Source organism: Mycobacterium sp. 852002-40037_SCH5390672, assembly GCF_001665875.1.
GTDB lineage: Bacteria > Actinomycetota > Actinomycetes > Mycobacteriales > Mycobacteriaceae > Mycobacterium.
The window spans coordinates 212,045-236,910 of the sequence record NZ_LZTA01000069.1 but is presented as its reverse complement, the minus strand read 5'-3'; the positions used below and the strand labels follow the sequence as shown (position 1 = coordinate 236,910).

Here is a 24,866-nt window from a genome sequence, read left to right as displayed (position 1 = left end):
GGCGATCGCGCGCGACGTCCCCGGACTCCCCCATCTTTTGTCCCTAGATTGCACTAGTATTTCCCGCAGGCCGGACAAACTGGCCGGCAGACACTCAAGGACGATGGCATCGACAAAGTGGACGCGCTGCCGATCAAGTTTCCGGTGATCGCACTGGTGGCTTCGGCTGGCGGCCTGAACGCGCTGACACGGGTGCTCACTCCGCTACCGGCCGACTTGTCCGCCGCGATCCTCATTGTGCAGCACATTTCGCCGGAGCGTCCCAGCTCGCTGGCGCACATCCTCGGTCAACGAACCGCCCTGCCGGTCCACACCGCCGGGGATGGTGACTCGCTCGCAGCGGGCACAGTGCTCATCGCACCGGCAGCCCATCATTTGCTCGTGACTTCCGAAGCAAGGATCGGGCTCATCGAGTCCGGTGAATTCCCGCCGGCGCGACCCTCCGCTGACCTCCTGTTGGTCACGCTTGCCGTTACCTGCGGTCCGCGAGCGCTAGCCGTTGTCCTTACCGGCACGGGCACTGATGCCCAAGCCGGTATCCGCGCGATCCGCCATTGCGGAGGCACCGTATTCGCTCAGGATCAGATCAGCGCCGCGTATTTCGGCATGCCCAGCGCAGCCATTGATACCGGCGTAGTACACGCCGTCCTGCCCCTGGATCAGATTGCGAACGCGATCCAAGCCCACGTCGATGCCCTGACCGGGCACAAGGCATGAATCGATCCGCTTGCTCGCCAGGCCAGCGCACCAACACCCTTGTCCCGGATGCGGTTTCACCCCACGCGGCCAGTGATCGGTGTACGGATCAAGTATTGCTGCTGTGTTCGTGGGCTTGCGCAGGGACCAGGTAAGTCTCCACTTCAGGCGCCAAAGCCTTCGCTCGGGGCATCGACCATGCTGGCTGGCCCTTGGGAGTTTCCGCCCAGGCGCCCGGCGGCAAAGGCTGCGCCCTTGTCAACCATGCTGGCGTCGTCGGCGTAGGTGTTGTGGGCGGCGAAGTTCAGCCCGTCCGAGCAGACTGGGTCCTCGGTGGCGCAGACCTTGATGGTCTTGGCCTCATAGGCCGGGCCGATGACGACCGGTGGTTCGCCGAGGAAGTTCATCGCCCGCACGTTGGGCATCCCGAAGAGCACGACCGAGGAAACATGGTTGGCCACCGCGGGGTCCAGCGGTTTGGGCACGGTGGCGGGGTCGATTCCGTCGGGGACCGCGGCCGAGGTGACAAACCCCATCACCGCCGCGCCCTGGGAGTAACCGCCGAGCACCATCTTGGTGTTGGGGCACTGCTTGGCCATGGACCGGATATGAGCGCCGGCGTCCCTGATGCCGTCCAGGCCGGTGTCCCAGTCATTGCTGGCTGGATAGTTGACCGGATAGACGTCGAACGACTTTGCGCCCACCCGTGAGTGCAGGTCATCGATGAATGCCTGTCCGGTGCCCCCGACCCCGGGAGGTTCCCCGGTGCCGCGGGCAAAGACCACCTGCACGTCCGGGCATTGGGCCGAGGCGGAGGGGATTGCAGGTGCAAGCACCGAGGCGCTAAGGCCCGATGCTGCCAGAACTGCAGGAGCAAGGAATCGAGTGAAGTGAGGTGCGATCATGGCGCAGTGGTGCCCATGCCACGCACCGGCAATCTGTGTGTTTACAGGGCGTTTCCTGAGCGGCTCCTGCATGCCTAGCAAGCGCTGTCATTCGTGTGGAGGAGGCGGGGTTCGAATAGTCGGCTATTGGTATCTCTGGCGATCGCCAGCCGATTAACCTGACCGTGCCAGTGATCCCCCATGCATTGTGGGTATAGCCGTGTTAACAACTGTTGCTTTGGCGCCGACCCCTGGGGTGCCCAGAAAGGAGGCGCTGATGGACGACGCGATCAGCTATGACGAGGTGCTGAGCTCCACAATGCGGGAGTTGACCGCCAGTTTTGCCGAGCCAAATGCGGTCGGCGACGCGCTGGGCCGGCTGACCACCGCTGCGGTGGAGTTGATGGCGGGCGTCGATTACGCCGACGTGTTGTTGGTCGAGGACGGGCAGTATCGCTCGCTGGAGCCGACCTCACCAATCATGACCCAACTCGACACCGCCCAATGCGAACTTCAGGAAGGTCCATGTTTGGAGGCGGCGTCCGTGGATGCGGTGATCCGCAGCCCTGACATCAGAAACGACCCACGCTGGCCGCGGTTTGGCGCGGCGGCGGCCGAGGCCGGGGTGCATCGTGTGCTGTCGTATCAGCTCTACACCTACTCCAAAGGTTCTGGGGCGCTGAATCTGTTCAGCCGCGGCACCGGAACTTTTGATCCCGAAGTAGAAACGATCGGTGCCATGCTAGCCACCCACGCGGCCGCTTTGATCATCTCCGCCAACCGCGAACACCAGTTCCAGTCGGCGCTGACCAGCCGCGACGTCATCGGCCAAGCCAAGGGCATCATCATGGAACGATTCCATGTTGATGCGGTGCGCGCCTTCGAGCTACTCACCCGCCTCTCCCAAGACCGCAACGCACCCGTGCGGCAGATCGCCCAAGAACTCGTCGACCGCACCACGGCGGACCCACCGCCAGGCTAAAACCATCTGCGGCCAATGCCGCCGGGAAACCGGCTCAGCCAATACCTTTCGCTCCTTCTACCGCAATATGCCGGGATCGAATATGGCGGATTACCGATGAACTCTGTCGTTTTCATCAGATGCATCGGCCCTCTCTCAACCACCGTGGCGGATCCATAGGGCTCCCCACTGGACCGCAGCTGCTCATGTCTGGCGCCGAACCCGTTTGACGGGGATGTTGAGGGTGATCAGCAGGACGACGGCGAAGCCCACGCAGGTGACTGCGGTCGCGACCGCGCTGCCCGTCAGCTTGTACAACGCCAACGGCCCGATGATCCAGTACGCCTGGGCCGTAATGAGACCCGGACGGTAGGCGCGGGCGGTCGCACTCCATACCGTATGTGAGATCGCATTGCCGATCGCACCGTAGACGATGAAGAACAGCGCCGGCATCAGTAGGTAACGCGCGTCGAGGTAAAACACAGATAGTGCGCAGGTGGTGAAGACGGCGTAGGCGGCCATGTTGAATGTGACGAACAGGTTGTCGCTATACGCGGTACCGCCGTAGAGGACCGGAAAGAATGTCTTGAAGTCGGTCCTGAATTCTTCTGCGAAGTGCAGAAACTGCACGATCAACGCGGTGAAAAAGTAGGGCAGGAAATGGTCGGCCGCGGGCAGGGCGACGTGTTGGACGAACATCCACAATGTGACCAGCCAGCTGATGACCACGCCCGGCACAAACGTGACGATCAACGACCGGCCGGAACTGATTCGGGTGAAACCGATGGCCATCAGTACGGCGATCGCGGTTCCGATGCCGAACTCCAGACTCGTCATGTCGTGCTCCCATCGGCGATGAATGTGCAGGCGCGGAAGTAGTCGAGGTGCTCGGCGGCCATTTGACGGGCGTGGGCGAGTTCCGATGGGGCAGCGTTGTGGCCGAGGTAGAGGAAGCGGATCACGTTGAGCGGGGCCAACAGCTCCCACACGATCTGTCGGGCGGACACGTCCGCACGCAGGTGGCCCTTCTGCTGCCACGCCTCAAAAACTGGTGTCAGGGCGGTGCGGGCGGCTTCGATGCCGGCCGTCAAGTCTGCGGCAGCGTCTCCTCGACTGCCTTCACGCAACAGCACAGCCGTGAACATGCGCACGTCGGGGTCGCTCCAGTGAGCCAGGAGCATCTCGACCGCGGCGGGAACGGCAACCTCTGGAGCGACGTCGCTCATCGCCGCTGAGTCAAGACCCAGAAGCGTGGGGGTGGGTGGGCCCATCGTCTCGACTAGGCGGTCGAATATCTTTTGCTTGCTCGGGAAGTGTGAGTAGAGGGCGGCATCTGTGACTCCTACCGCCGCGGCGATTTGGCGCACCGAGGTGGCTGCGAACCCCTGCTCGGCGAACAACCGCAGCGCCGCCGACAAGATGCGCTCCGCAGTGGGTTGAGCGTCAGAAGCAGGGGGACGACCGATACGCGCCTTCGGCTTGCTCGTCATCTTATTAAACTAAGTGAGCACTTACTTAGTTGTCAAGCCATTGCCGGCACCTTCGGCCAGGTCGCGCGCTCGTCGGCCCTTCGCGGATGCGCAGGACTATGGCTGTTCGTGGCGCAAGGCGTTGTCGAAGCCTGCGCTTCCGCTCCCCCGGCCTACATCCATCTGTGCACCAATGTCTTTCGCGCCTAAGGTATCCGGGGGCGGGGTAGCATCTGCATTTCATTCGTTGCCATGACGGGCAACTCAGCAGACGGCATCGTCATCGGCCAATCCCGGGTGCACACCCGGTATCAGACCGGCGCCACCAGCGATCCGCTGCAGCAAGTTGCGTAGGGCTTCGCGTTCACTTGCCGAAAGCTCAGCCGTGACAGCGTCTTCGAGTGCCCGGGCCGCCTGATCGAGCTGGGGCAAAAGTCGGCGGGCCCGCCCGGTGAGCGTGATGGCGAATGCTCGACGGTCGTCCGGGTGCGGCTTACGTTGCACGAGGCCGTCGGCCTCGAGCGTGTCGATGATATTGACCATGACGTTGCGGTGGATGCCCAGCCGAGCCGACAACTGACGCTGCGACTGACCATTTCGGGTGGCAAGCGCCATCAGCACCGCATAGCTGCGCGGTTGCACATTGCTGTCGATCAGCTGGCGCTGAAATTCGCTGGCCATATGGGATCCCAACTGCGACAACAGAAATGGAATGCGCTCATCGAGGCTCGCGATGCCGTCTGTGACTTCAGTCATAAACAGTAGTCTAGCATCGGGGGTGATAGTCACCTATAGTGATGATCATTACCAGTGACTAGTTGGGAGTAGACATGAAGCTCGTCATCTTCGGGGCCAACGGCCAGACCGGTCGGCTGGCGACTGCGATCGCCCTGGACGCCGGCCATGACGTGGTCGCGGTGACTCGCCGGCCCCGTGAGTTCCCGCTGGCAGGGCCAAGGTTGACGGTCGCCGAGGCTGACGTGCGGGATGGGGCGGTAGTCCGTCCGCTCGTCGAGGGCGTCGATGCCGTGGTGTCGACGTTAGGTGTCACGTTCACCAGGGATGCAGTCGATACGTATTCGGTCGGAACCAGAAACATCGTGACCGCCATGCACGACTCGGGCGCCCGCCGGCTCGTGGTGGTCAGCTCGACAGCCGCATTTCCGATGCGTCGGCGGCGAGTCCCGTTCTCGTTGCGGCTCATCGAACCGATTCTGACTCGCACCATTGGCAAGACCGTCTATGACGACATCCGGCGGATGGAGACGATCGTGCGTGGCAGCGGACTGGATTGGACGGTCGTTCGCCCCTCGGGGCTGTTCGATCTGCCGGTGCCGACCGATTACGTGCGCGGAGATGTCGATCCCGTGGGCGCTTTCACGGCGCGCGTCGATCTCGCCGACTATTTGGTGGCGGTAGCCGCTGATGCGGCCGCGGTCCGCCAGACCGTGATCGTCTCGACCACCGCCAACACTCCGAGCCTGTGGCAGATGATCCGGCGCGAAGCGGGGTCGGGTAACGACTCCAGCACCCAGTCGGTGCCCACGCACTGAGCATGCCCGGTCGCCAGAAACCGTCGGCCAGTGATCAGCCGATGACCGAAGGAAGTAAGCCATGAGATCTCACGCCAAGCCGTTCGACTCGAGGGAGACCGGCGACATGGTCTCCTACGGCGCGCTCTTTCTCGCCAATCCCGACCTCCCGCAACGGCTGGCCAACGGCGACCCGTTCAATGTTCCCGGCCGCGGCACCTTCTCCGGCCGTGGCGAACGCGGAAACACCGACTACCCGCGACTCGCCCACTCATCCTCGGACGAGCCACAACTGGAGAGGCACCGATGACCATCACACCCCGCCCCAGCACACCCGCGCACAGCGACACCGCACGAGCGGGCCGGAGCCCTGCGCTACACACGACGTCGGCCTACTGTGCCTTGCTGCTGAGCGGGCTGTTCTCCGGCTTCCTAATTACCGTGCTGGTCGTGGAGTTCAGCCTGCGAAGCGAGGACGCCGCGGTCTACACCCAGGTCCGGCTCATCGAACTCAAACACCTAGATGATCTCGCGACTGCGCTGCTCATCCCTGCCCTCCTTGCCGTCTCGGTGCTGGCTATCACCTCATTCCGCCGCGGCACTGCCCGGCGGTGGTTGGCCGTCACCGCCCTGCTGTTCCTGCTGGCGACCGTGCTGGTCAGCGTGTCCATCAGCTTGCCGATCAACACGATGCAGCATGGATGGTCTGCGGCAGCTCCACCCGCCAACTGGGCCGGCGTCCGCGACCGCTGGCAGCTGGCCCACGCAGCACGTACCACCACTGCCCTGCTGGCGTTCCTCATGCTCATGGCGGTAAGACCGTCACAGCGCTCCGCAACCATCGCCCCCTGACGACCACTGTTTCGCATAGGAGCCCAAATGTCCACCAGCGCACATCAATCCGCCTTAGGCGTCGGCCACGAAGTGCTGTACTTCGTTTTCAGTGAGCTCGCCGGCCAGGAGCCGGACGCGATCTTCGCGCGCCTTGACGATCACCTGAAATTCTTGTCCCAGCTTTCTAGTGACGGAATCCTTGTCATGGGCGGGCCGCTGGAAACGGCGGAAGGAGCGAACTCAGGAAACGGAATCTACGTGGTGCGGGCAGAATCACTGGCCGCTGCGGAGCAGATCGTCGCCCGAGATCCCCTGCACCAGTCGGGAATCCGCATCCCGCGCGTCAATCGTTGGAACCGTAAGAAAGACTGGTCAACGCTGCCCGGGCCAGGCGAGCGGCCGTGGTCTTCCTGAAAACGGACGGCGGACGCGCCATTCTGAAGTCCTTGCGCGGTAGCCGACGGTTGCGATCGTCGACGCGGACCGCTGTTTGCCTGTATAGCAAATAAGTTTGGCATCGGTGACTGGCCTGGGCAAGCTGAAGGCATGGACGACATCTGGGACTGTGTCATTGTCGGCGGCGGCGCGGCCGGACTGAGCGCGGGCTTGGTGCTGGGCCGGGCCCGTCGCCGCACGCTGCTTGTCGACGCAGGTGAACAAAGTAACCTCGCCTCGCACGGAATCGGTGGTCTGCTTGGACATGACGGCCGGCCTCCGGCCGAGCTCTACGCTGCGGGTAAGCGCGAAATCGCATCGTATCCCAGCGTCGAATACCGCACCGGCGAAGTCGTCGCCGGGTTACGCGCAAATGGTCTTTTCGAACTCACCTTGCTCGACGGTCGGCGCGAGCGGACCCGGCGAGTACTGCTGGCCACCGGTATGCAATATCGACCGCCGTCAATTCGTGGGCTCGCGCCGCTGTGGGGCAAGTCGGTTTTCCATTGCCCGTTCTGCCACGGATGGGAGGTGCGCGATCAGCCTTTGGCGGTGTTGGCGCGTGGAGAACAGGCGGTGCATGCGTCGTTGTTGTTGCGCGGCTGGAGCAGCGATATCGTGCTGCTGACAGACGGGCCTGCCGATCTCGGCGCCGACGATGTCGCGCGGCTGGCCGCCGCCGGTGTTCGCATCGACGAGCGGCCGGTGACCGAAATCGTCAGCACAGACGGCGAATTGGCGGCGATCGCGTTCTCCGACGGTGGGCGGTTGGAACGTCATGGGTTGCTGGTGGGCACGACGATGCATCAGCGCTCGTCACTGGCCGAGCAGCTCGGTGTCGAGTTTGCCGAGCCGACGTCGGTCACAGCGGAGCGGATCGGTGTCGACGCCCTGTGCCGCACCTCCGTGCCAGGCGTTTTCGTCGCGGGCGACCCGAGCGCCCAGATGCCCCAAGTGGCGGCCGCGATCGCATCCGGATCGTTGGCGGCTACCGCGGTGGTGCAGAGCCTGCTGGCCGACGATGTCGGCCTGCCGGTGCCGGAATGGAGCCATGATGTCCACACTTAATCATGGACGGCGACAAGGTCGTGTCCTTCACGAGCGAACCGCGGCCCGTATGTATTTGGCCCACTGGGGTTAGCCGCCACACGCCTACCTCTGCACGCGAGCGCTGAGGGCCGAGACACGCGAGCGATCGGGCCAGGCGAACAGCTTTGTGCGGTGGCGGTCGATGTCGTGACTTCGCGCCGCGCCACCGAATGCCTCTGACCCCAATGGTTTTGATCACTACAGTGCTCATCCGTCGTTATTGCAGTTGCGCAGGTTCCTCGTCCGGGAGGAGCCCGACGAGCCGTTTCGAATCGTTCCACAACGCCAGCGCGCGCTGCTCGTCGTAGGAAACCTTCGAGGACCGTACCTTCGAGAGTTTTCCCTCCTTCGCTTGGAAGTAGCCGCCAGAGCCGCCCGCGTGCTGCGGGTCGACGGCCAGGTCCGCGAGTGCGGCGCCGGAAAACGCGAGCGTCGACGTCGTGCCGCCGAGGCGCTTGGAAACCCAATTCATCAACGAAGTTTTCGCCAACCACTGCACCACTTTCGGCATGTCGCGCAGAAAGCCCGTCTCGGGAACAGAACCGGGGTCGAACGCGATCGACGCGATCGAGCTGCCCGCACGGTCGAGCCTCCTGGCGAGCTCGTAGGCGTACATGACGGTGCAGAGCTTGGACGTCGAATATCGCCTGCCGGCCGACAACGGCTTCGCCCCGTCCTTCCCGTCGTTTGCGAGCGCGATGGCGTTCGGCTCAACGGCGGCGCCGACCATCTTGCCGTCCATCGTGTCGGGGTCGTGCGTGCCGCTCGCCGTGAACACGACACGACCGTCGAGCGACATCATCGGAAGGAGCAGCTCGACGAGGAGGAAATGACCAAGGCAGTTCGTCGCGAACGTCAGCTCGTAGCCCTCCGGGCTGTATTTCTTTGCCCAGTCGAAACGACCACCGGCGTTGCAGATCACCGCCTGCAGCGGTTCGATCTCCCCGCGCGCGATCATCGCACCGCAGCTGACGGCCGCGCTGCGAACCGACGCCAGGGAGGAGATGTCGAGTTCGACCGTGGCCACGTCGATATTGCGCACCGCTCGCAGTTCGTCGGCAACTGACTGCATCCTTGCCGGGCTACGACCCGCGAGAATGATATTGACCTCCCTGGCGGCGAGCTGCCTGGAGCATTCGAGCCCGATGCCGGAATGACCGCCAGTGATGAAAACCGTTGTCACACTTCCTCCTTGATTGACAGCCCGTGAATATGCGCTGAACACGGCCCGGGTCCCGGCGGTGGTCGCTGTGCGCGACCATCCCGACGCCAAACTTCGTTTTATCTTCGTTGCGGGATGTCGTGTATCTCGGTTCACCCGGTCCCGGTGGGACGAATAAAGAACGCAGCGACTACTTCGATATGGTCGTGTTGCCTTGGGCGCGAAGGATTTGCGCTGTGTACGGGTTAAGTTCGATCGGATCGGGGTCGCCGACGATGACGGTGCCGCCAAGGTAGGCCAGGTGCTGGCCGAAGACGTAATTGGGTTCCATGGCGAAGGTCATGCCAGGCACCAGTTCCATGTCGGCACCGATGGTGGGATGGTCGGGCTCGGGCGGGTAGGCCTGGGCGCCGGGAATCCGTTTCGTGGCGTCTGCTGGGAAGCCGCTCAACGCGATCATCGGGTTGAGCGCGTGCAGCGAAGGGCCGAACTCCCAGCCGTCAGCGGCGTCCAACACCTCGCGCATGACATCGACGACGTCCCCGAATGTCCGGCCGGGGCGCAGAGCCTGCAGACCCGCGTCGTAGGTGGAGCGCGCAACGTCGGCGGCGCGCGCCAGATCCGGGTGAGGCTCGCCGACCGTGATCGTGGCCTGGTGCTGTGTGTGGCGTCCGCCCAGGTTGGAGAACACCTCCGCGGACACAACGTCACCGTCGGCCAGGATGCGGGGTGCCTGCGGTCGGTAGCTCCATGGCGGCAAAGCTCGAGCCAGTGGGTCGGGTCCCGAATAGAGATGCATGGCGGCTGGGGTTGTGCCGCTTGCATATCCGGCAGCCATCCCAGCTGCGTAGACCTCGCTCTCCGAGACGCCGGCAGCGGCGGTGCCTACCATGGCCGCCACCATGGCGTCGCCGATGCTCGCCGCGCGGCGTGCAACGGCGATCTCCTCGCCGCTCAGCGGCATGATGAGACGTGACAGCGTCTGCGCGACAGGTTTGAAGTCCACGTCCGGAAACCTGTTCAGCACGTTGTTCCACTGCCGATAGGGCACCACCCCTTCGGGGTGCCACGGCGCATACGGTTCCAGACCAATGACGCCGATCGTTGCCGTCGACAGCCCAAGTGCAATGAGCGTGTCAGCGATCGCTGCAGAGTCGCGAGACGCTCGGATGTTCTTGGGCGAGATCCAAAGGGCGTTACCCCGGCGCCCGCATTCGAGATAGTCCCTCCAGAACATCTCCATCGGCAACAGCGACAGCGGTTCGCCGTCACCGGGAAAAACGACCGTCGTGCCAGGCCTGGCGTTGGTGAACCAGGTGTCGAACGCGAACGGCGCGGGGCCGGCGTCTTCATGCTCACCGAAGACGAGCAGCGCATCAAGCCCTTCGCGCCGCATGAAATCGCGCGCCAAATTCCACCTGCGATCACGCTCAGCGATCGAGAATGTCGGAACCGCAACGTTGCCCATGTCGTACTCCTCCGCACTTTGCACGTGAAAATCTGTGGGTGTCGATGCCGGTTCTTGCCCCCGTCGACGTTGCCGGTTGGGTGGGTCTGCGCTGCTCCTCGACTCGCTCACGGCTCCACGATGCCCCGGCGGCGAGGTGCCATCCAGAGACCCCGCAGGCTAGGAGTCGCGGTACCAGGACAGCACGCGGCCAGCCGAGGAGACTGAATGGATGGATCGTGTCGAACTCGCCAATGTTCTGAGGGCCGCACGGACACGCATCGCGCCCGAAGAGGTGGGCCTTGCGGCGGGTCCCAGGAGGCGGGTCGTCGGTCTACGCCGGGAGGAGGTCGCTCAACTCGCCGGGCTCAGTGTTGACTACGTGGTCCGCCTCGAACAAGGCCGCGCGCCGCGGCCCTCGATCCAGGTGCTCACAGCGCTGACCCGGGCACTACGTCTTGACCGCGACGGACGCGATCAAGTCTTCCGTCTCGCCGGCAGCGCACCGCCACTGGCCGGGCGGATCGAGATGTCGGTCCGGCCGAGTGTGCTTCGGCTGCTGCAGCGGTTGACGGAGGTGCCCGCGCTGGTGCTGTCGGCCAAAGGTGACTTGTTGGTGCAAAATCCGATGGCCTGCGCGCTAATTGGCGACGTCGCCGGCTGGCCCGAGGGACAACGCAACGTCATCTGGCAGCGGTTCCTCGGCAGCGGCAAAACTCGTGTGGCGCTCGATCCGGAAGAGATTGAGCCGGCCGAGCAGCAGGCAGTCGGGTCGCTACGCACCGCGCTCTCGCGCTACCCCGACGATCCCGACCTGCGCGAGCTGATCGACGAGCTGATGGCCGGCAGCCAGCGGTTCCAGAGCATGTGGCGGGAAGGAAACTCCACCGTGGTCCGTTCGACGCACAAGACGATCGACCACCCTGACTTCGGGCTTCTCGTCCTGGACTGCGATACCTTGCTGCTACCCGACACCGACCAGTCAATGATCGTCTACTCCGCCGCAGCCGGCACACGCGAAGCGTCGGCACTCGAAATGATGCGTGTCACTGGCACCGAGCGGATGTCCATGCAATGACGTGCGATGAGCCTTCAGCTCGCGACACCGCGACCGCACCTCTTCCCTAATAGGGTGGGAACGAAGATTGCGGGTTACCGCAAAGGCCTCCCCATAGCGAAGTATGTTGTTATGCACTGTGTCTCAGCATCACTGATGCTGCGGCTATGTTCACGGTCTGTGTATTACCCACTCATCCACCGATTTCGGAACGTGGGCAGGAGTCCTCGAGCACTGTTCCGAGCGTGGGTACATCAGGCCGCTAAACTAAAGCCGGGATCCGTGTTATCAACCCGCGCAACACTATTCACGATCGGACCGGTGTGCCGCTACCCCGCCGGAGGACTGCTGTCGAGGCGCACTCCTTTGCTTGGGCGATAGCTGCTACGCCTCGCTAGGCTTCAGGGGCGCTGATGCTGGAGCGCCACCAGCGCCACCAGCGCCACCCTAGTGAGGGGTGCCGCAACAGCGTGGGCAGGATCGCCAGAGGGTCGAAGTAGGTAACGCGTTCAATCCCCTTGCCGTTACGTAGCTGCAGGCGGTTCACGTTGGGCCATTCGATTACGGCGCCACCGATGCGGGCGTGCAGCCGGAATTCTATGAAGACCAAGTCACCGTCTCCACACCAATGGTCGACATGGGCGTGCAAGCCAGGAAGGCAGTACCGGAAGCGTTGGAACTGGGCTTGTGCGGCCTCGATCCCGACCATCCGAGGCACGAGCGGCTGCATCAGAACCACGTCGGGTTGCAGGAGTTCGGCCAAGCCCTGGGACGACGGATCAGCCCAGAACTCGGCGAACTTGATGACAAATGTCTTTGGATTCGAGGATGCACTCATTCCATCGACGATGGTCATCGACACGCTGCCAACTCCACACACCACAGTGCCAACTAGTGCCAGATGCGTTTGATGTTGTGACAAGCTTCGTCGAGCTTGAAACCGGGATACGGCCTGCCGCCTCAAATTCGATCGCTACCTCGAACCCGCATTTTCTTGAGTTCACACTTTGGCCACCAGTCATGTACTGTCGTACTTAGACATATTGCTCGCGCGCCAAACAGCAAGGTGCTCGAATGCTCGGATCCTCGGCCTGTCGGGACCTCGACGCCGGATCCAATGCCGACAACCAGTTTGACATGGCGGGCTGACACCGACGTATCTATCTTATGGAGAGGCGGGGCACCAACCATGGCACGCCACGAGCCAGATTACGAGCTTTACGAGCCACGTCGATCCCCCAGCCTCTATACGTGCAGGGGCTGCGGCACCATCATTCACAACATAAGAATCCACGACGCTTGGCATCGCGTGATAGACGAGCGCCACCGGCAATCTAGTGACGATGACCTGACAGACGACCCCTAAGGTCTGCTCGGGGCTGAACGACGAACGCAAGAACCGTCGGAGCCGGCTGGCCTGACAGCGGTCACCGACGGTGGTTGTCGCAAACCGCGCCCCTACGGGGCGATGCCCTCGACCAGCATGGTAGGCCCAAAGTGACGGACTCGTCCTGGTATGAGTCCGGCGTCGCGCATGAGGGCCTGCACTTGCTGCGGCGACCGTTCCCGACCGCCTTCGCAGGAAACAAGCATCAGCACGTCGAGCATCGCCGACACGGCGTTCAGCTGGCCTGATTCGTGGTGCATATCAATAGTCACCAGCCTCGAACCGGACGGCATGGTGGCGTGCACCCGCTTAAGAATTTCGCGGCAGGCATGATCGTCCCAGTCGTGCAGGATCCACTTCATCGTGTAGACGTCAGCGCGTGCGTCGAGTTGACCGAACAGGTCGCCGGCGCGGCGCTCGATCCGGTCGGCCAACCCTCGCTCGCGTAGAAACCCGTCTGCCTGCTCGATGATCGCGGGCGAATCGAGCAGGATCCCGCGAGCGTCGGGTCGACGTTCGAGGATGGCCGCGAGCATGTGACCGACTCCCCCGGCGACATCGCAGATGATTCCATGTGTCGGCCATGGATAGGTCCGTACGATGCCGGCAAGGTCGAACTGGGTGAGCTGGCGCATCGCATCTGCGAACGTGCTCCTCATATCTGGGCGATCGTCGAAGTAGCCCCACAACGACGTGCCGAAAGCCCTTTGATATCCCGAGGTTTCGGCACCTTCGCGCAGCTGGGCGTCGAGGTGCGCATATGCGGCTGCGGTGTCAGGGTGCGCGTAGTAGGCAACCCAGGAGGCGAGCGATTTGGGGTGGTCGCGACATAGCGGTGCACCAAGCTTCGTCATGCGTGCACGGCCCGCACGGTCCAGTTTCATCAGCCGGGACCCGATCGCCGCATTGACGATTCTGACCGTCACGTCAGGGTCTAATCCTAGTTTGTGTGCCAGTTCGACTGGATCCTGTGAATCCTTGCCGAGGGCATCGGCTAGCCCCGAAGAGACAAGCACGCCCGCGATCTTCAGCCTCTGCAACCCGAATGTAACGTCGAAGAATAGCGCGAACCCCCCCGGCACCACGGCATCGGCGAGATCCAACGCACAGCGTCGAGCACCGAATACGCCGCGCGCCACCAAACGCGGTACTGGCACGGCAGGCAGGCGCATCGACATCACTGATCACCGAGAATGGTCAGCCGAAAGCGGGGAAGCGGGATCGGTGTCGGGGCAGGCGGAGTCATAGTGTCGGGCTCGCTTTCTTGTCGGCCGCAAATTCGATGATGTCCTCAGTGGCGGCGTATGCGGCGGGCCACCATTTCGCCAGCATGGTCAGTTCGGCGGCTTCCTGTTGAAGCGTTGCCGCTCGCGACGCGACGATTAGTGCTGAATCGACGTCGGGGGGTTCCGGCGTGACGCCGGCGGCTTTGGCTCTGGCGGCGTAAGCCAGGCGAAGGGCTGCGACAGCCGTGTCGCGGTCGCGCGCCGGCACCGGGTGGGGCTTGGCCAGAAAGCGCATCAGTTCATGGTTGGGTATTTCACGGAAATATGGGCGCAGCCCCAACATGGCGTCCCGGATCTCGACGACGGTGTGATGCAGCTGTAGCTGTGTTTTTCGGCGCCGTGGCTCGTCATGGTCAAGGGCGAAGACACATTCTGGGACAACGGTTCGCAGGGTCCGTCGCAGCGGTTGCAATGTGGACCAGCTGCGGCTGATGGGATCGAGCCCGAGTGAGCGACGTAGCTTCGTAGCAAGAGGGACAGCGGCAGTCGCGAACACGCCAAATATCATGAAGAAAATGCCGAACGCGTGGTACTGCTGCCTGAACTCGGCGGTGTGAGTCCAGCCAAGCTGATCGGACATCTGCAGGGCGACCTCTTGGATCACACTCCCCATACCCGCCAGACCAATCGACAGTGTGCTGATCGCGATCAAGCGCTCCCGCCGACTGCTGGCGGTACGCAACTCGCGTACGGAAAGCCATATCATGCGCGTCGCTAGGACCACCAGCAATGCCGACACGCAAGCCAAGCCAGCCACGCTCTCCCAGCCAACCGTGAACTCAAGGGGCTCTGCGGCGATTCGAGCAGGACTACCAAAGATGAGCACTCCGGCAGCAAGGAGCACCCCTGCCAGGCGGTAATACTTGTGCTTGCGGCGGGCTTCAGCTTCTGACATCCCCGACCACAACAGGGTGAACCCCATGAATTCGCCGTAGCTGTAAATCATTACAGCGGTACTCAGTTGCCACGTGCCGGGCGGCGCCATGAAAGCTGAGCTGACGAGCATGTTTTGCACCAGGTGCTCGCGCAACAACTGAGTCAGCAGCAAGAACGTCAAAGTATTGTTGAAGTATTTCTCGTAGAGGTTGCTGTTGCACCATCGGTAGCGCCCGACCAGCACGAGCGTCATGAACGCAATCACAGGCCAGGCGATGATGCCCGTCACGGCAGACGAGCTCACGGGCGGAAGAAGACGCTGCTCATCATCGACTTTTGCGCTCCGCCTTCGGCGGCCGCGAGCATCACTATCGACGCGAACATCTCAGCATCGCGTTCTCGCTCGTCGTCGAACGCGGTGCGGCCCAGAATCTCCCCTATATGGGGGTCGAGACCGGCCAGAGCGGTCGCAAAGATCATTTTGGGATGGTCACCATCACTCCCGCTCGCTGTCCCGCGGTCATGTCCCAACATCATGTGCCCGATCTCGTGGCATACGATCTGGTCGATGTGGTACTCGGAGGTACCCGCTTCGTGGATGATGATGTCATCGGTGTCCCGTTTCATCCACAATCCGCAGGCGCTTATTGCGAGGTTGTCTACCGTCGGGACCACGCGAATCGGCCGGCCACGCAAGCGGGCAACACTATCAATGAACGCGATGCGATCCCAGGGGGTCGGGACGGGCAGAGCACGCACCAGCGCGAGCATGTCAGCCTTAGTAGCCATCTAGACCCGACCATTCTCCTGGCGCCATGGGCGGCAGGTGTTGAAGTTTGCGAACTTCATCGACCATCGCCGCCAAGCTGCTGATGGCTTGCGGCGTCAGTCCGGACGTGCGCATGGCCAAATCTCGTACACCGCTGTCGCGCAATGCTTGCATCAACGTCAGCTGTGCCTCGATTTTCTGATCAGTGTCGCGATCGATCAGATAGGAGGCAGGCACACCGAAGAAGTCTGCGATGGCACGCAGATGTTGCACCGTCGGGTTGGTCTTGATGCCGTTTCTGAGTTGCCAGAGGTAGGCCGGACTGATTGGTACCCCAGTTTTATTGGTGATAGCTGCCGCAGTGGCGGCGTTTGATAACGGGGGCGTACCGGCCTTCCGCATGACCTCGAACAGCTGGTTCAGCTTGACCGCTAGATCGGAACCGTTGTCAGGATCACGTTGCGCCTCATCTGGCACACTGCCGCGCTCCATTAACTCTCGTTTCATCCGAACGCCGTCCTCGTATACTGACGTTATCAGGTGCCTAGCGTTGAATCCACCCACCACCTGGCCTTACTTACTCCCACCCGGTTGATCCCGTGGACCGGTTCACGGGATCGGTCACAGCGATATGCCCCTGAGCCCACTTTCATAACCGCGGAGGCCACGCGATGTCCGGAAGGCGTGCACGAGGCTCGAGGACAGATCGCCGGCTAGCTCCCGGTAGTGACAAGTGCGCATCCGCGCGCCGAAGCTGACCACGCACGGCGAACTCACCAATCAGACGGGCTCAGACATGCAGGGTGGGCCGGTAAATGAGCTCTTGGATATTGCGGTCCAGCGTTCGGCTTTCAATCAGCTCGAGGTCGAAGTCGGCCGCACCCTGGAAGATTGAGTCATCACCTGTCTGACCGGTGATCACAGGGAAGAGCGTCACCTGGACGCGGTCGACCAGGCCGGCGGCCATCAGCGCTCGGTTCATCGACAGGCTGCCGTGCGAGCGCAACGGCACCTCGGACTCATCCTTGAGGCGGGCGACGACGTCGACGGCGTCGCCACTCACGACCGTCGCGTCAGGCCAGTCGAGAGGTCCATCCAGGGTGGTTGACACCACCGTCGCCGGCAGGTGCCTCATCCGGGTGACCCACGGGTCGCGCACGTCGGAATCCTCGGTGCTCTCGGCCAGCATCTGCGCGAATAGCCGATATGTATTGGCGCCGAAGACCATTCGCTGCTTCTCGCCGTACAGCGCGACGCGGTGGTCGAGCAGTTCGGGGCCTTGCTTGCCCCAGTAACCGCCCCAGTTGCCGCCGCTGACGCCGCCGAAGCCGTCGAGGCTGGAAAAGACGTCGAAGGTATACGTAGCGGTCATTGATGCCCTCCTCAAGTGCGGTTGCTGGCGTGTTGGGGATACAGACTGGAAGCCATCGCGAAATTAATCGTCCTTTGACTCCTGGACTGCGGCCGCCCCGCTTCGGCCCGTGGTCAACAACACGACGGGCGGGAAGAATGTGTTATTGCTGAAGAGGCGCCGGTTTCGCCGCAATCGTGTCTGGGCATTCGCAGACATGAGCTCGCTACGATCCATTCGTTTTCTCGCAACTGCGGTAGTAACAGCGTGCGCGGGGATGATCTGCGCACCCGTCCCAGCGGCTTCCGCCGAGCCATGTCCCAACGTAGAAGTGGTGTTTGCTCGCGGTACCGGCGAGCCACCTGGGGTTGGCGGGATCGGGCAGGCGTTCGTCGATGCGCTGGGGTCACGAGTGGGCGGCAAGTCAGTGGGGGTCTATCCGGTCAATTACGAGGCGAGTAGCGACTTCAACGGCGGCGTCGCTTTCGCCAGAACCGTTGTGGACGGGATCAGGGACGCCGGCACTCATATCGAGTCCACGGCGTCAAACTGTCCTAACACCAGGGTGGTGCTCGGCGGGTACTCCCAAGGCGCCGTCGTGGCCGGCTTTGTCACGTCGGCTTCAGTGCCCAAGGAAGTGCCGCAGGAGTTTGTGTCCTACGTACCTCAGCCGCTGCCGCCGACGGTGGCTAATCATGTGGCCGCGGTAGTCCTGTTCGGAACTCCGTCCAATGAGTTCCTGCGCGACGCCGGCGCGCCGCCCATCACGATCGGCCCCCTATATGCGGGCAAAACCATCCAGCTGTGCGCACCGGATGACACTGTTTGCAACGGCGCCCCTCCTGGGCCGCCCGGCATCGCTCACACGCTGTACGCGGCGAACGGGATGACCGGGCAAGGCGCGGATTTCGCTGCGCAACGTCTGTAGCGGGGTGCCAGTAAAGTACGCCGCTTTCACCTGATGATCGGTCGAGCCGGATACCTTGGCGCGGTTTCCATCACGAGTCCAGCGCCGGTCGTCGTAGGCTCTGCGCATGCGTTCGTGTTGTCGTGCCGTCGGGGTGATTATCGCCGTTGTAACGGCCGGCGTTGCCGCGGCGGCATGCACCAAGAGCACTACCGGACACGCGGTACATACCACTGGCGGTGTCGGCACCACCGCACAGATCTTGACGCCCGCACCAGCGACGCCGACGTCCGCGGCGCCAACCGGGCAGCCAGTCGGCACGGCGGTAATGAAGGTCAGTGGTGGCAGCGCCCCGGTGACGATCCGTTACCGGATCAACGGAGGGCCAGAGCAGACCGAGACCAATGTGCCCCTGCCGTGGGAAAAGCAGTACCCCGTCTACAACGAAGTGGAGTCGCAGGTAACCGCCGACGGTGGGGATGCCGCCCTCATGTGCACGATCATCATGGATGGCGACAAGGTCGTGTCCCTCAAAAGTGAACCGCGGCCTACATGTAACTTCGCTTATTGGGGCTAATTGGCGACGCTATCGGGACCGCGCCCCGGAGGCTCGCCGTCAGCCGGCCGCTCGTAGGCGGTTAAGGGCGGCGGCGGTACGTGGGGCAGTCCGCCGCGATATGTGTCGAGATATGGTGAGGCGTAAGGGTTTTCCCATGGCTGCACGCCGGCGCGGCGCCTGCGCACGTAAGTCACCGTGAGGACGCCGCAGGCCACGATCAGAAAGCCCAGCAACAACGCTTTGGCGACCAGGAGTGCAGTCATGAAGCGAATTTTAGCCTTCGAGAAGCGCACGCCACCGCATGCAGTATTGACTTTCGAGCGACCGCTGAGGCTCGAGCGATGCCTGAGACCACTGTGACCGACCAACCCAAACCATCCCCCGACACCCCGGCCGCCGGACGCCGATTGTCGGCTTCGTGCCATATCTTGGAGCGTCCGAGACATGATCGATCGAGACGGAGGGCGCGTGCTGGACGACGACACCACGCTGTCGCCTGCCGACCTGCTCGAACTCAACCGCAGCCTTCAGGGCTCGCCTACGATCCGCCTGCTGGCCACACTGAATCTCAATCTCTACGCCACCTTGATGGAGCGCCAGCTCAGCGGCGGCGTGGTCCCCGAGACCGACCTCGTCATCCGCCTCGAGCGTGACCTCGCCGAACTCGATCAGGTCGGCGAGCAGTCCGGCCTGGCCCTGATCAAGTCCTGGGCCAGCCAGGGCTGGCTGCACCGGATCGCCGACCAGCGCTCCGGCGTCGAACGCAACCTCTGTTACCTGACCCAGGAGGCCCGCCGGGCGCTCGACTTCCTGCGGGGCATGCGCCGGCAGGACACCATCGCCACCGGCGGCTCGATCAACGGCATCGCGTCCCGCCTCAAGCAGGTCGCGTTGCGGGTCGGAAATGACCCCGACCGCATCCGCGCCGGCATCGAAGCCGAAATCGCCGCGCTCCAAACTGAACTCGACGCCCTAGACCGCGGTGTGACCTCAGCTGATCACAGTCAGGACGTCGACCTCACCGACGCCTACGACGAAGCGCATGCCATCGCACTGCAGATGGAACGCCTGATCACCGACATCGGCCAGTACGGGATCATGATCGAACGGGCCACCGCGGCCCTCGACGACCCGATCGACAGCAATGTTGAATACCGCGACCGGCAGCGCCGCATGTACGCAGACTACGAGGCCGCCTGGGACTCGCAGGGCCGCGACTCGCACCGCGCCTTCCTGCGGATGATCAACGACCCCGACCAACGGGCCGAATTCGAAGCCGACGTCGCCGCGGTGGCCGAAGCCCTCCCGGCGCTCGATCCCGCCCTGCGCAAGGTGATGGCCGGTTTCTTCGAACTGGTTGGTCACCAGATCGACGAAGTGGAACGCATCCAACAGCGCTGCGCCCAGCGCGTCAAACGGTTCACCGCGTTCGGCACCCTCGAACAAAGCCGCGGCGTGGCCCGTCAGCTCAACGAGGCCATCGGCGCCGCCCGCAACCTGCTCAAAGCGTCGCTGACCGACTCCCGGCTGGATATCGAACTCCCCCTGGCCCGCCACGCCTTCAGTTCGATTGGGGCGCTGAGCTTCCGGATCGGCGACTTGTCCAATCCACGGCCGGCCCAGGTCGCCGAAGGCGAGGTCGACCTGACCAGCTTCGCCGCGCTTACCACTCAGGTCGACGCGCCCGCGATGTCTGAGATGATCAATACCGCGATCAGCACCGGGGCGATGCTGTCCCTCCCCGATGCGGTCGCCATGCTCGACTCGGCCTACCTCGGCCACGTCATCGTGCTGTGGTCCTGGGCGCTCAAACAACCGGAATCCGCACAGGGTTCGGAGTCGGTCACGGTCCGATTTCAGTCCCTGGACGGGCGCGACCGCGAAATGGAGGTGCCGCACTTGATGTTCACCGAACCGGTTTCCACCCTGCTGGGAGCCACGGCGTGACCGTCGAAGAGACCGTCGACTACAGCGGTTTCTCCGCACTCCCCCAGGTCGACCAGACCTCCCGCGCCCCGCACCAGCGTCGCCCCCGGTTCGACGGCGACGTTTCCGATCTGCCCGACCGGGCCTGCTGGGCCCTGCAGCAGTTGCTGACTCGCCGCTACATCAGCGCCGAAGCCGACCGCGACGTCTACAGCTGGGTGCTGGAATACCGCGCCCAGCTGTCCGTCAGACTCTCGGAACTCGACCTGCTGCTGCGCATCGTCGAGGGTGCCTTCGAGACTGACGGGGTCGCGTTCGTCGAACAGGCCCGCTACGAATCAGCCCGCGGCGTAAAGCTTTTGCGCCGTGAGCCGCTGGGCACCTACGACTCGATCCTGGCGCTGCACCTGGCGCAGATGATGCGTGCCTCCGGTGATCAGGCCGTCGTGATCAGCCGCGACGAAATGCACGGGCTGTTCTCCGGCGTGCTCAACGACGTCGACCGCGACGCTGTCACGTTCACCGCACGCGTCGACGGCGCCATCGCCCGGCTGGCGTCTCTGGAGATCCTGCGCAAGACCCCCGACGACGAGGACAGCTACACCCTCAGTCCGGTCATCAACGCCGTCATGACCGCCTCGGTGATCACCGAGCTGCAGCAGCAGTTCGAGGTCCTCCTGCGCGGCGGCATCGCCGAGGAGCGTGGGCAGGACGACGAGCAGGAACGCCAGGATGACTGAACAGTTCCACCTGTCGCGCCTGCAGGTCATCAACTGGGGTGTCTTCGACGGGTATCACTCCATCGGATTCAGCGAAGGCGGCGCGCTGATCGCCGGCGCCTCGGGCAGCGGCAAATCCTCACTGCTGGACGCCATTTCACTGGGCTTCCTGCCATTCAACCGTCGCAACTTCAACGCCTCCGGTGACAACACCGCCGCCGGCTCCAGCGCCGGCCGGCGGACGGTCGACAAATACGTCCGCGGTGCGTGGGGCCAGCGCAGCGATGCCGGCACCAGCAAGGTCATGTACCTGCGCGGTGAGGGCACCGCCTGGTCGGCCATCGCGGTCACCTACAGGAGCAACACCGGCCGCACGGTCACCGGACTGGTGCTCAAATGGCTCACCGGCGAATCGCGATCGGACTCCTCGAGCCGGTTCGTGCTGGCCGACGGCGACCGCGACATCGAGAACGTCTGCAACCGCTGGGCGGCGGGCCGCTTCGATGCCGCCGTGTTCAAAGATGACTGGCGGTTCTCCACCAAGGTGGAAGCGCAGTACCTCGCCCAGCTGTACGCCACCATCGGTATCCGTGCGTCCGACGCCGCACAACAGCTGCTCGGCAAGGCGAAATCACTGAAAAGTGTTGGTGGGCTTGAGCAGTTCGTCCGGGAGTTCATGCTTGACGAGCCCGGCAGCCTGACCCGGCTGCCCGAAGCCCTCAAGCAGATCGATCCGCTGGTCGACGCCCGGGAACTGCTGGCCGTCGCGCAACGCAAACGCAAGATCCTCGGCGATATCGAGAAGATCCAGCAGCGCTACGCCTCGGAGTCCTGCGACCTTGGCATCATCGATCTCGTCGACCAGCCGACGGTCCGGGCCTACACCGATCACGTCCGGCTCGCGCAGTGCCCGGCGCAGATCGAATCGCTCGACGCCACCATCGACCAGCTCGGCAACGAATACGAAGAGGTCACCCGCCAGCTCAATCTAGCCAAGGCTGAAGGTGATTCGCTCAACGCTCAGATCAGCGGATCCAGCACCACCCTGGGGCCGCTGCAGTCGCAGGTGGCCGCTGCCGAGGCGCACGCCGAGCAGGTGTCGCGCCGGCGCACCGCCTATGAATCCCTGCTCAATACGCACGGTCTCGACATCCCGGACACCGCCGACGAATTCTGGAATCTGCGCGAGGAACTCAGCACGCGCGCTACCGAGCTACTGGCAAAACTGGATCGTGGCCGGGAAGTCTCGACCGATGCCGAGTATGCCCAGAAGGTTGCCCGCATCAACCGTGACGACGCCGCCAAGGAACTCAAACGGGTCGAGCGCGTCGGCTCGGCGCTTCCGGAGTTCGCACTCACCATGCGCGAACAGATCTGCGCTGCAGTCGGTATCGACCCCGGTGAGTTGCCCTATATCGCCGAGCTCATGGATCTGCGGCCCGAGCAGAGTCGGTGGCGCGTCGCCGTCGAGAAGGTGCTGCGGGGCGTGGGCCTGCGGCTGCTCGTACCGGACAGTCACTACGCGGCGGTGCTGCGGTTCGTCAACGAGACCAACATGGGTGGGCGGCTGCAGCTGCATCACGTCCGTGCCCGGTTCATCGGCGCGGAGGTCACCCAGGCCGAGCCGAACACCTTGGCCGGCAAACTGTTCGTGGTCGACCCGACCCATGACTGCGCGGCCGAGGCCGCCGACATCATCGCCGCCGCCGGTGACCACATCTGCGTCGACACCCCCGACGTGTTCCCCCGCTTCCGGCGCGCGGTCACCGACACCGGCCTGTACAAGGACTCCGAGCGCCTGGCCATCAAGGATGACCGTCGGCCGCTCAAGCAGGCCGACTACATCTACCAGGGCGACGTCGCCACCAAGGTCGACGCGCTGACCGTGGATCTGGCCAATGCCGAAGAGGCGTTTCGCCGGGCCCGCAGTGTCGCCGACGACATCGCCGCCGAGCGCCAGCAGTGGCGGGACCGGGCCGCAGCGTTCAAGGCGATCTGCGAGCAGTTCGAGCAGTGGACCCACGTGGACACCGAGACCGCCGACGGGCATGCCGAACGGCTGCGCGAGCAGTTCGAACTGCTGCTGGCCGACAATCCTGATATCGAGGCGCTCACCGCGCGCGCCGAAGAGTGCTGGGAGCAGATCCAGACCCTGATGACCCGTCGCGGCGCCATCCAGACCCGCCGCGACGACCTCGACGGTCGTCGCACCCGCCTGCTCGAGCTGCAAGACCGGCTCTCCCCGGCATTCGTGTCCGAGCCGCTGACCGACCTGTTGAACCGCTACGCGGCCGACGTGCCGGTTTCCCTGGACATGCTCAACCCCGAACCGCATCGCGACGCGGTGTTCACCGCGATCAGGCGCGAACGCGAGCAGCTGCGCGAAAGTCGCAGGCGCTCATACGATGAGCTCGCTCGAATCCTCAACACGTTCGACACCACCTTCCCCGACGCGATCCCCAACGACAGCGATGTGTTCGACGAACGCGTCCACGATTACGTTGCGTTGTGCCGTCATATCGACGAGCGGGAGCTGCCCGAGGCCTACGAGCGGATGCTGCGACTGGTCACCGAGCAGGCGCCCGACGCCATCCTGACCCTGCACCGGGTCGCCGAGCAGGAGGCCCGGCGTATCAGCGAGCAGATCGAACGAGTCAATACCGGTCTGGGGGCAGTGGAATTCAACCGCGGCACCCGGCTCACCCTGCGCGCCACCGCGCGCAGCCTGACCGCGGTCGCCGAACTCACCGAGATCGTCCGGGCCATCTCGCGGCGCATCGCCGAAGTCGGCCTCGGTGACAAGCAGGCCATCCTGGACCAGTACGCCGACATCTTGCGCCTGCGCAACCGACTGGCGTCGACCGCGCCGGAAGACAAGGCCTGGACCCGCGACGCCCTCGATGTCCGCAACCGGTTCACGTTCGACTGCGCCGAATGGGATATCAGCAGCGATGAGCTGATCCGCACGCACAGCAACGCCGGCGACAACTCCGGCGGCGAGCAGGAGAAGTTGATGGCGTTCTGTCTGGCCGGGGCGTTGAGCTTCAACTTGGCCGACCCCGAAAGTGCTGATAACAAACCGGTTTTCGCCCAGCTGATGCTCGATGAGGCGTTCTCCAAGTCTGACCCGCAGTTCGCTCAGCAGGCTCTGCAGGCCTTCCGCAAGTTCGGCTTCCAGCTCGTCATCGTGGCCACCGTGCAGAACGCCACCACCATCCAGCCCTACATCGACAGCGTGGTGATGGTTTCCAAGCGGGAAGCCACCGGCCGCAACTCGCGCCCGGTGGCAACCGTGACCACGAAGACGATCACGGACTTCACCGCGCTGCGGCACGAGATGCGGACGTCGGCGGCACTGCTTCCGGCCGGGGTGTGACCCTATTCGGTAAGACGCACGCACCAACCTCTTTTTGGGATCGGTAGCCAAGCGACAACGAAAAAATTTCGCCAGCTTTCGGCATTACCCGATAGCAGCGAAAGGACAATGCTGTGGACACGAACCGGATCCTCAAGAGGATCG

The 24,866-nt window shown here is 63.6% G+C and carries 26 protein-coding genes; 13 read left to right on the top strand and 13 right to left on the bottom strand.

Translation table 11 applies throughout. The annotated features are described in order from the left end of the window. The first annotated feature begins 117 nt into the window (after positions 1 to 117). Positions 118 to 717 carry a chemotaxis protein CheB gene (locus A5782_RS11880; protein WP_067099635.1) on the top strand — a complete coding sequence of 200 codons (600 nt, stop codon included), beginning with the start codon at positions 118 to 120 and terminating at the stop codon, positions 715 to 717. A 143-nt stretch (positions 718 to 860) separates the two neighbouring features. Here the strand turns inward: A5782_RS11880 and A5782_RS11875 are convergent, their stop codons facing one another. Continuing rightward, complete coding sequence (locus tag A5782_RS11875) at positions 861 to 1,601, bottom strand: cutinase family protein (RefSeq protein WP_067099633.1); 741 nt, start codon at positions 1,599 to 1,601, stop codon at positions 861 to 863. Positions 1,602 to 1,857: 256 nt separating this feature from the next. Between A5782_RS11875 and A5782_RS11870 the strand changes: the two genes are divergently transcribed. After that, on the top strand, positions 1,858 to 2,562 hold the full coding sequence (locus tag A5782_RS11870) for a GAF and ANTAR domain-containing protein (RefSeq protein ID WP_067099632.1): 705 nt from the start codon (positions 1,858 to 1,860) through the stop codon (positions 2,560 to 2,562). 183 nt (positions 2,563 to 2,745) lie between these two features. Here the strand turns inward: A5782_RS11870 and A5782_RS11865 are convergent, their stop codons facing one another. From A5782_RS11865 to A5782_RS11855, 3 genes are all read right to left on the bottom strand, one after another. Next, on the bottom strand, positions 2,746 to 3,378 hold the full coding sequence (locus A5782_RS11865; RefSeq protein WP_067099630.1) for an HXXEE domain-containing protein: 633 nt from the start codon (positions 3,376 to 3,378) through the stop codon (positions 2,746 to 2,748). Further along, complete coding sequence (locus A5782_RS11860; protein WP_067099628.1) at positions 3,375 to 4,031, bottom strand: TetR/AcrR family transcriptional regulator; 657 nt, start codon at positions 4,029 to 4,031, stop codon at positions 3,375 to 3,377. Before A5782_RS11860 ends, A5782_RS11865 begins: the two co-directional genes overlap by 4 nt. 243 nt (positions 4,032 to 4,274) lie before the next feature. Beyond that, on the bottom strand, positions 4,275 to 4,799 hold the full coding sequence (locus tag A5782_RS11855; protein ID WP_231986656.1) for a MarR family winged helix-turn-helix transcriptional regulator: 525 nt from the start codon (positions 4,797 to 4,799) through the stop codon (positions 4,275 to 4,277). 41 nt (positions 4,800 to 4,840) lie between these two features. Between A5782_RS11855 and A5782_RS11850 the strand changes: the two genes are divergently transcribed. The 5 genes from A5782_RS11850 to A5782_RS11830 all read left to right on the top strand — a co-directional run bounded on the left by A5782_RS11850 (position 4,841) and on the right by A5782_RS11830 (position 7,879). Beyond that, a complete protein-coding gene (locus A5782_RS11850; protein WP_067099624.1) occupies positions 4,841 to 5,563 on the top strand; it encodes an NAD(P)-dependent oxidoreductase in 723 nt (240 codons plus the stop codon). Between the two features lie 61 nt (positions 5,564 to 5,624). Then, complete coding sequence (locus A5782_RS11845) at positions 5,625 to 5,852, top strand: hypothetical protein (RefSeq protein ID WP_067099622.1); 228 nt, start codon at positions 5,625 to 5,627, stop codon at positions 5,850 to 5,852. After that, positions 5,849 to 6,394 (top strand): DUF1772 domain-containing protein, encoded by a 546-nt coding sequence (locus tag A5782_RS11840; protein WP_082942886.1) that lies wholly within the window; start codon positions 5,849 to 5,851, stop codon positions 6,392 to 6,394. Before A5782_RS11845 ends, A5782_RS11840 begins: the two co-directional genes overlap by 4 nt. Before the next feature lie 27 nt (positions 6,395 to 6,421). Further along, on the top strand, positions 6,422 to 6,790 hold the full coding sequence (locus A5782_RS11835) for a YciI family protein (protein ID WP_067099618.1): 369 nt from the start codon (positions 6,422 to 6,424) through the stop codon (positions 6,788 to 6,790). Positions 6,791 to 6,922: 132 nt separating this feature from the next. After that, entirely contained in the window at positions 6,923 to 7,879 is a 957-nt protein-coding gene (locus A5782_RS11830) for an NAD(P)/FAD-dependent oxidoreductase (protein WP_067099616.1), read from the top strand. 238 nt (positions 7,880 to 8,117) lie between these two features. Here A5782_RS11830 and A5782_RS11825 read toward each other — a convergent pair whose 3' ends face one another. Further along, entirely contained in the window at positions 8,118 to 9,083 is a 966-nt protein-coding gene (locus tag A5782_RS11825) for an SDR family NAD(P)-dependent oxidoreductase (protein ID WP_197694197.1), read from the bottom strand. 169 nt (positions 9,084 to 9,252) lie between these two features. Then, the gene (locus A5782_RS11820; RefSeq protein WP_067099742.1) at positions 9,253 to 10,530 is read right to left on the bottom strand and encodes a M24 family metallopeptidase; all 1,278 of its coding nucleotides are present in this window, start codon (positions 10,528 to 10,530) and stop codon (positions 9,253 to 9,255) included. A 211-nt stretch (positions 10,531 to 10,741) separates the two neighbouring features. On the opposite strand from A5782_RS11820, the gene A5782_RS11815 reads away from it, so the two are divergent. Then, a complete protein-coding gene (locus tag A5782_RS11815; RefSeq protein WP_067099612.1) occupies positions 10,742 to 11,587 on the top strand; it encodes a helix-turn-helix transcriptional regulator in 846 nt (281 codons plus the stop codon). A 373-nt stretch (positions 11,588 to 11,960) separates the two neighbouring features. Here A5782_RS11815 and A5782_RS11810 read toward each other — a convergent pair whose 3' ends face one another. From A5782_RS11810 to A5782_RS11785, 6 genes are all read right to left on the bottom strand, one after another. Further along, positions 11,961 to 12,422: a nuclear transport factor 2 family protein gene (locus A5782_RS11810; RefSeq protein WP_231986655.1), complete on the bottom strand. Its 462-nt coding sequence runs from the start codon at positions 12,420 to 12,422 to the stop codon at positions 11,961 to 11,963. A 602-nt stretch (positions 12,423 to 13,024) separates the two neighbouring features. After that, entirely contained in the window at positions 13,025 to 14,131 is a 1,107-nt protein-coding gene (locus tag A5782_RS11805; protein WP_082942883.1) for a methyltransferase, read from the bottom strand. A 64-nt stretch (positions 14,132 to 14,195) separates the two neighbouring features. Beyond that, positions 14,196 to 15,404 carry an MAB_1171c family putative transporter gene (locus tag A5782_RS11800; RefSeq protein WP_156623889.1) on the bottom strand — a complete coding sequence of 403 codons (1,209 nt, stop codon included), beginning with the start codon at positions 15,402 to 15,404 and terminating at the stop codon, positions 14,196 to 14,198. A gap of 11 nt (positions 15,405 to 15,415) precedes the next feature. Then, a complete protein-coding gene (locus A5782_RS11795) occupies positions 15,416 to 15,886 on the bottom strand; it encodes a hypothetical protein (protein WP_082942882.1) in 471 nt (156 codons plus the stop codon). A gap of 7 nt (positions 15,887 to 15,893) precedes the next feature. Continuing rightward, complete coding sequence (locus A5782_RS11790) at positions 15,894 to 16,376, bottom strand: helix-turn-helix domain-containing protein (protein WP_067099604.1); 483 nt, start codon at positions 16,374 to 16,376, stop codon at positions 15,894 to 15,896. Between the two features lie 298 nt (positions 16,377 to 16,674). After that, positions 16,675 to 17,256, bottom strand: a complete 582-nt coding sequence (locus A5782_RS11785; RefSeq protein WP_067099602.1) for a dihydrofolate reductase family protein — start codon at positions 17,254 to 17,256, stop codon at positions 16,675 to 16,677. A gap of 196 nt (positions 17,257 to 17,452) precedes the next feature. On the opposite strand from A5782_RS11785, the gene A5782_RS11780 reads away from it, so the two are divergent. Both A5782_RS11780 and A5782_RS11775 read left to right on the top strand, forming a co-directional pair. Further along, positions 17,453 to 18,163 (top strand): cutinase family protein, encoded by a 711-nt coding sequence (locus tag A5782_RS11780; protein ID WP_067099737.1) that lies wholly within the window; start codon positions 17,453 to 17,455, stop codon positions 18,161 to 18,163. A gap of 133 nt (positions 18,164 to 18,296) precedes the next feature. After that, a complete protein-coding gene (locus A5782_RS11775) occupies positions 18,297 to 18,719 on the top strand; it encodes a hypothetical protein (protein WP_231986654.1) in 423 nt (140 codons plus the stop codon). On the opposite strand, the gene A5782_RS25455 is transcribed toward A5782_RS11775, so the two are convergent. Then, positions 18,716 to 18,964 (bottom strand): hypothetical protein, encoded by a 249-nt coding sequence (locus tag A5782_RS25455; RefSeq protein WP_082942881.1) that lies wholly within the window; start codon positions 18,962 to 18,964, stop codon positions 18,716 to 18,718. The genes A5782_RS11775 and A5782_RS25455 overlap by 4 nt on opposite strands. 181 nt (positions 18,965 to 19,145) lie before the next feature. On the opposite strand from A5782_RS25455, the gene A5782_RS11770 reads away from it, so the two are divergent. Genes A5782_RS11770 through A5782_RS11760 form a run of 3 tightly spaced genes read left to right on the top strand, consistent with a single transcriptional unit; the run spans position 19,146 to position 24,722 of the window. After that, the gene (locus A5782_RS11770; protein ID WP_067099598.1) at positions 19,146 to 20,648 is read left to right on the top strand and encodes a DUF3375 domain-containing protein; all 1,503 of its coding nucleotides are present in this window, start codon (positions 19,146 to 19,148) and stop codon (positions 20,646 to 20,648) included. Further along, positions 20,645 to 21,367, top strand: a complete 723-nt coding sequence (locus A5782_RS11765) for a DUF4194 domain-containing protein (protein WP_067099596.1) — start codon at positions 20,645 to 20,647, stop codon at positions 21,365 to 21,367. Before A5782_RS11770 ends, A5782_RS11765 begins: the two co-directional genes overlap by 4 nt. After that, positions 21,360 to 24,722 (top strand): ATP-binding protein, encoded by a 3,363-nt coding sequence (locus A5782_RS11760; protein WP_067099594.1) that lies wholly within the window; start codon positions 21,360 to 21,362, stop codon positions 24,720 to 24,722. Before A5782_RS11765 ends, A5782_RS11760 begins: the two co-directional genes overlap by 8 nt. Positions 24,723 to 24,866: the final 144 nt, after the last annotated feature.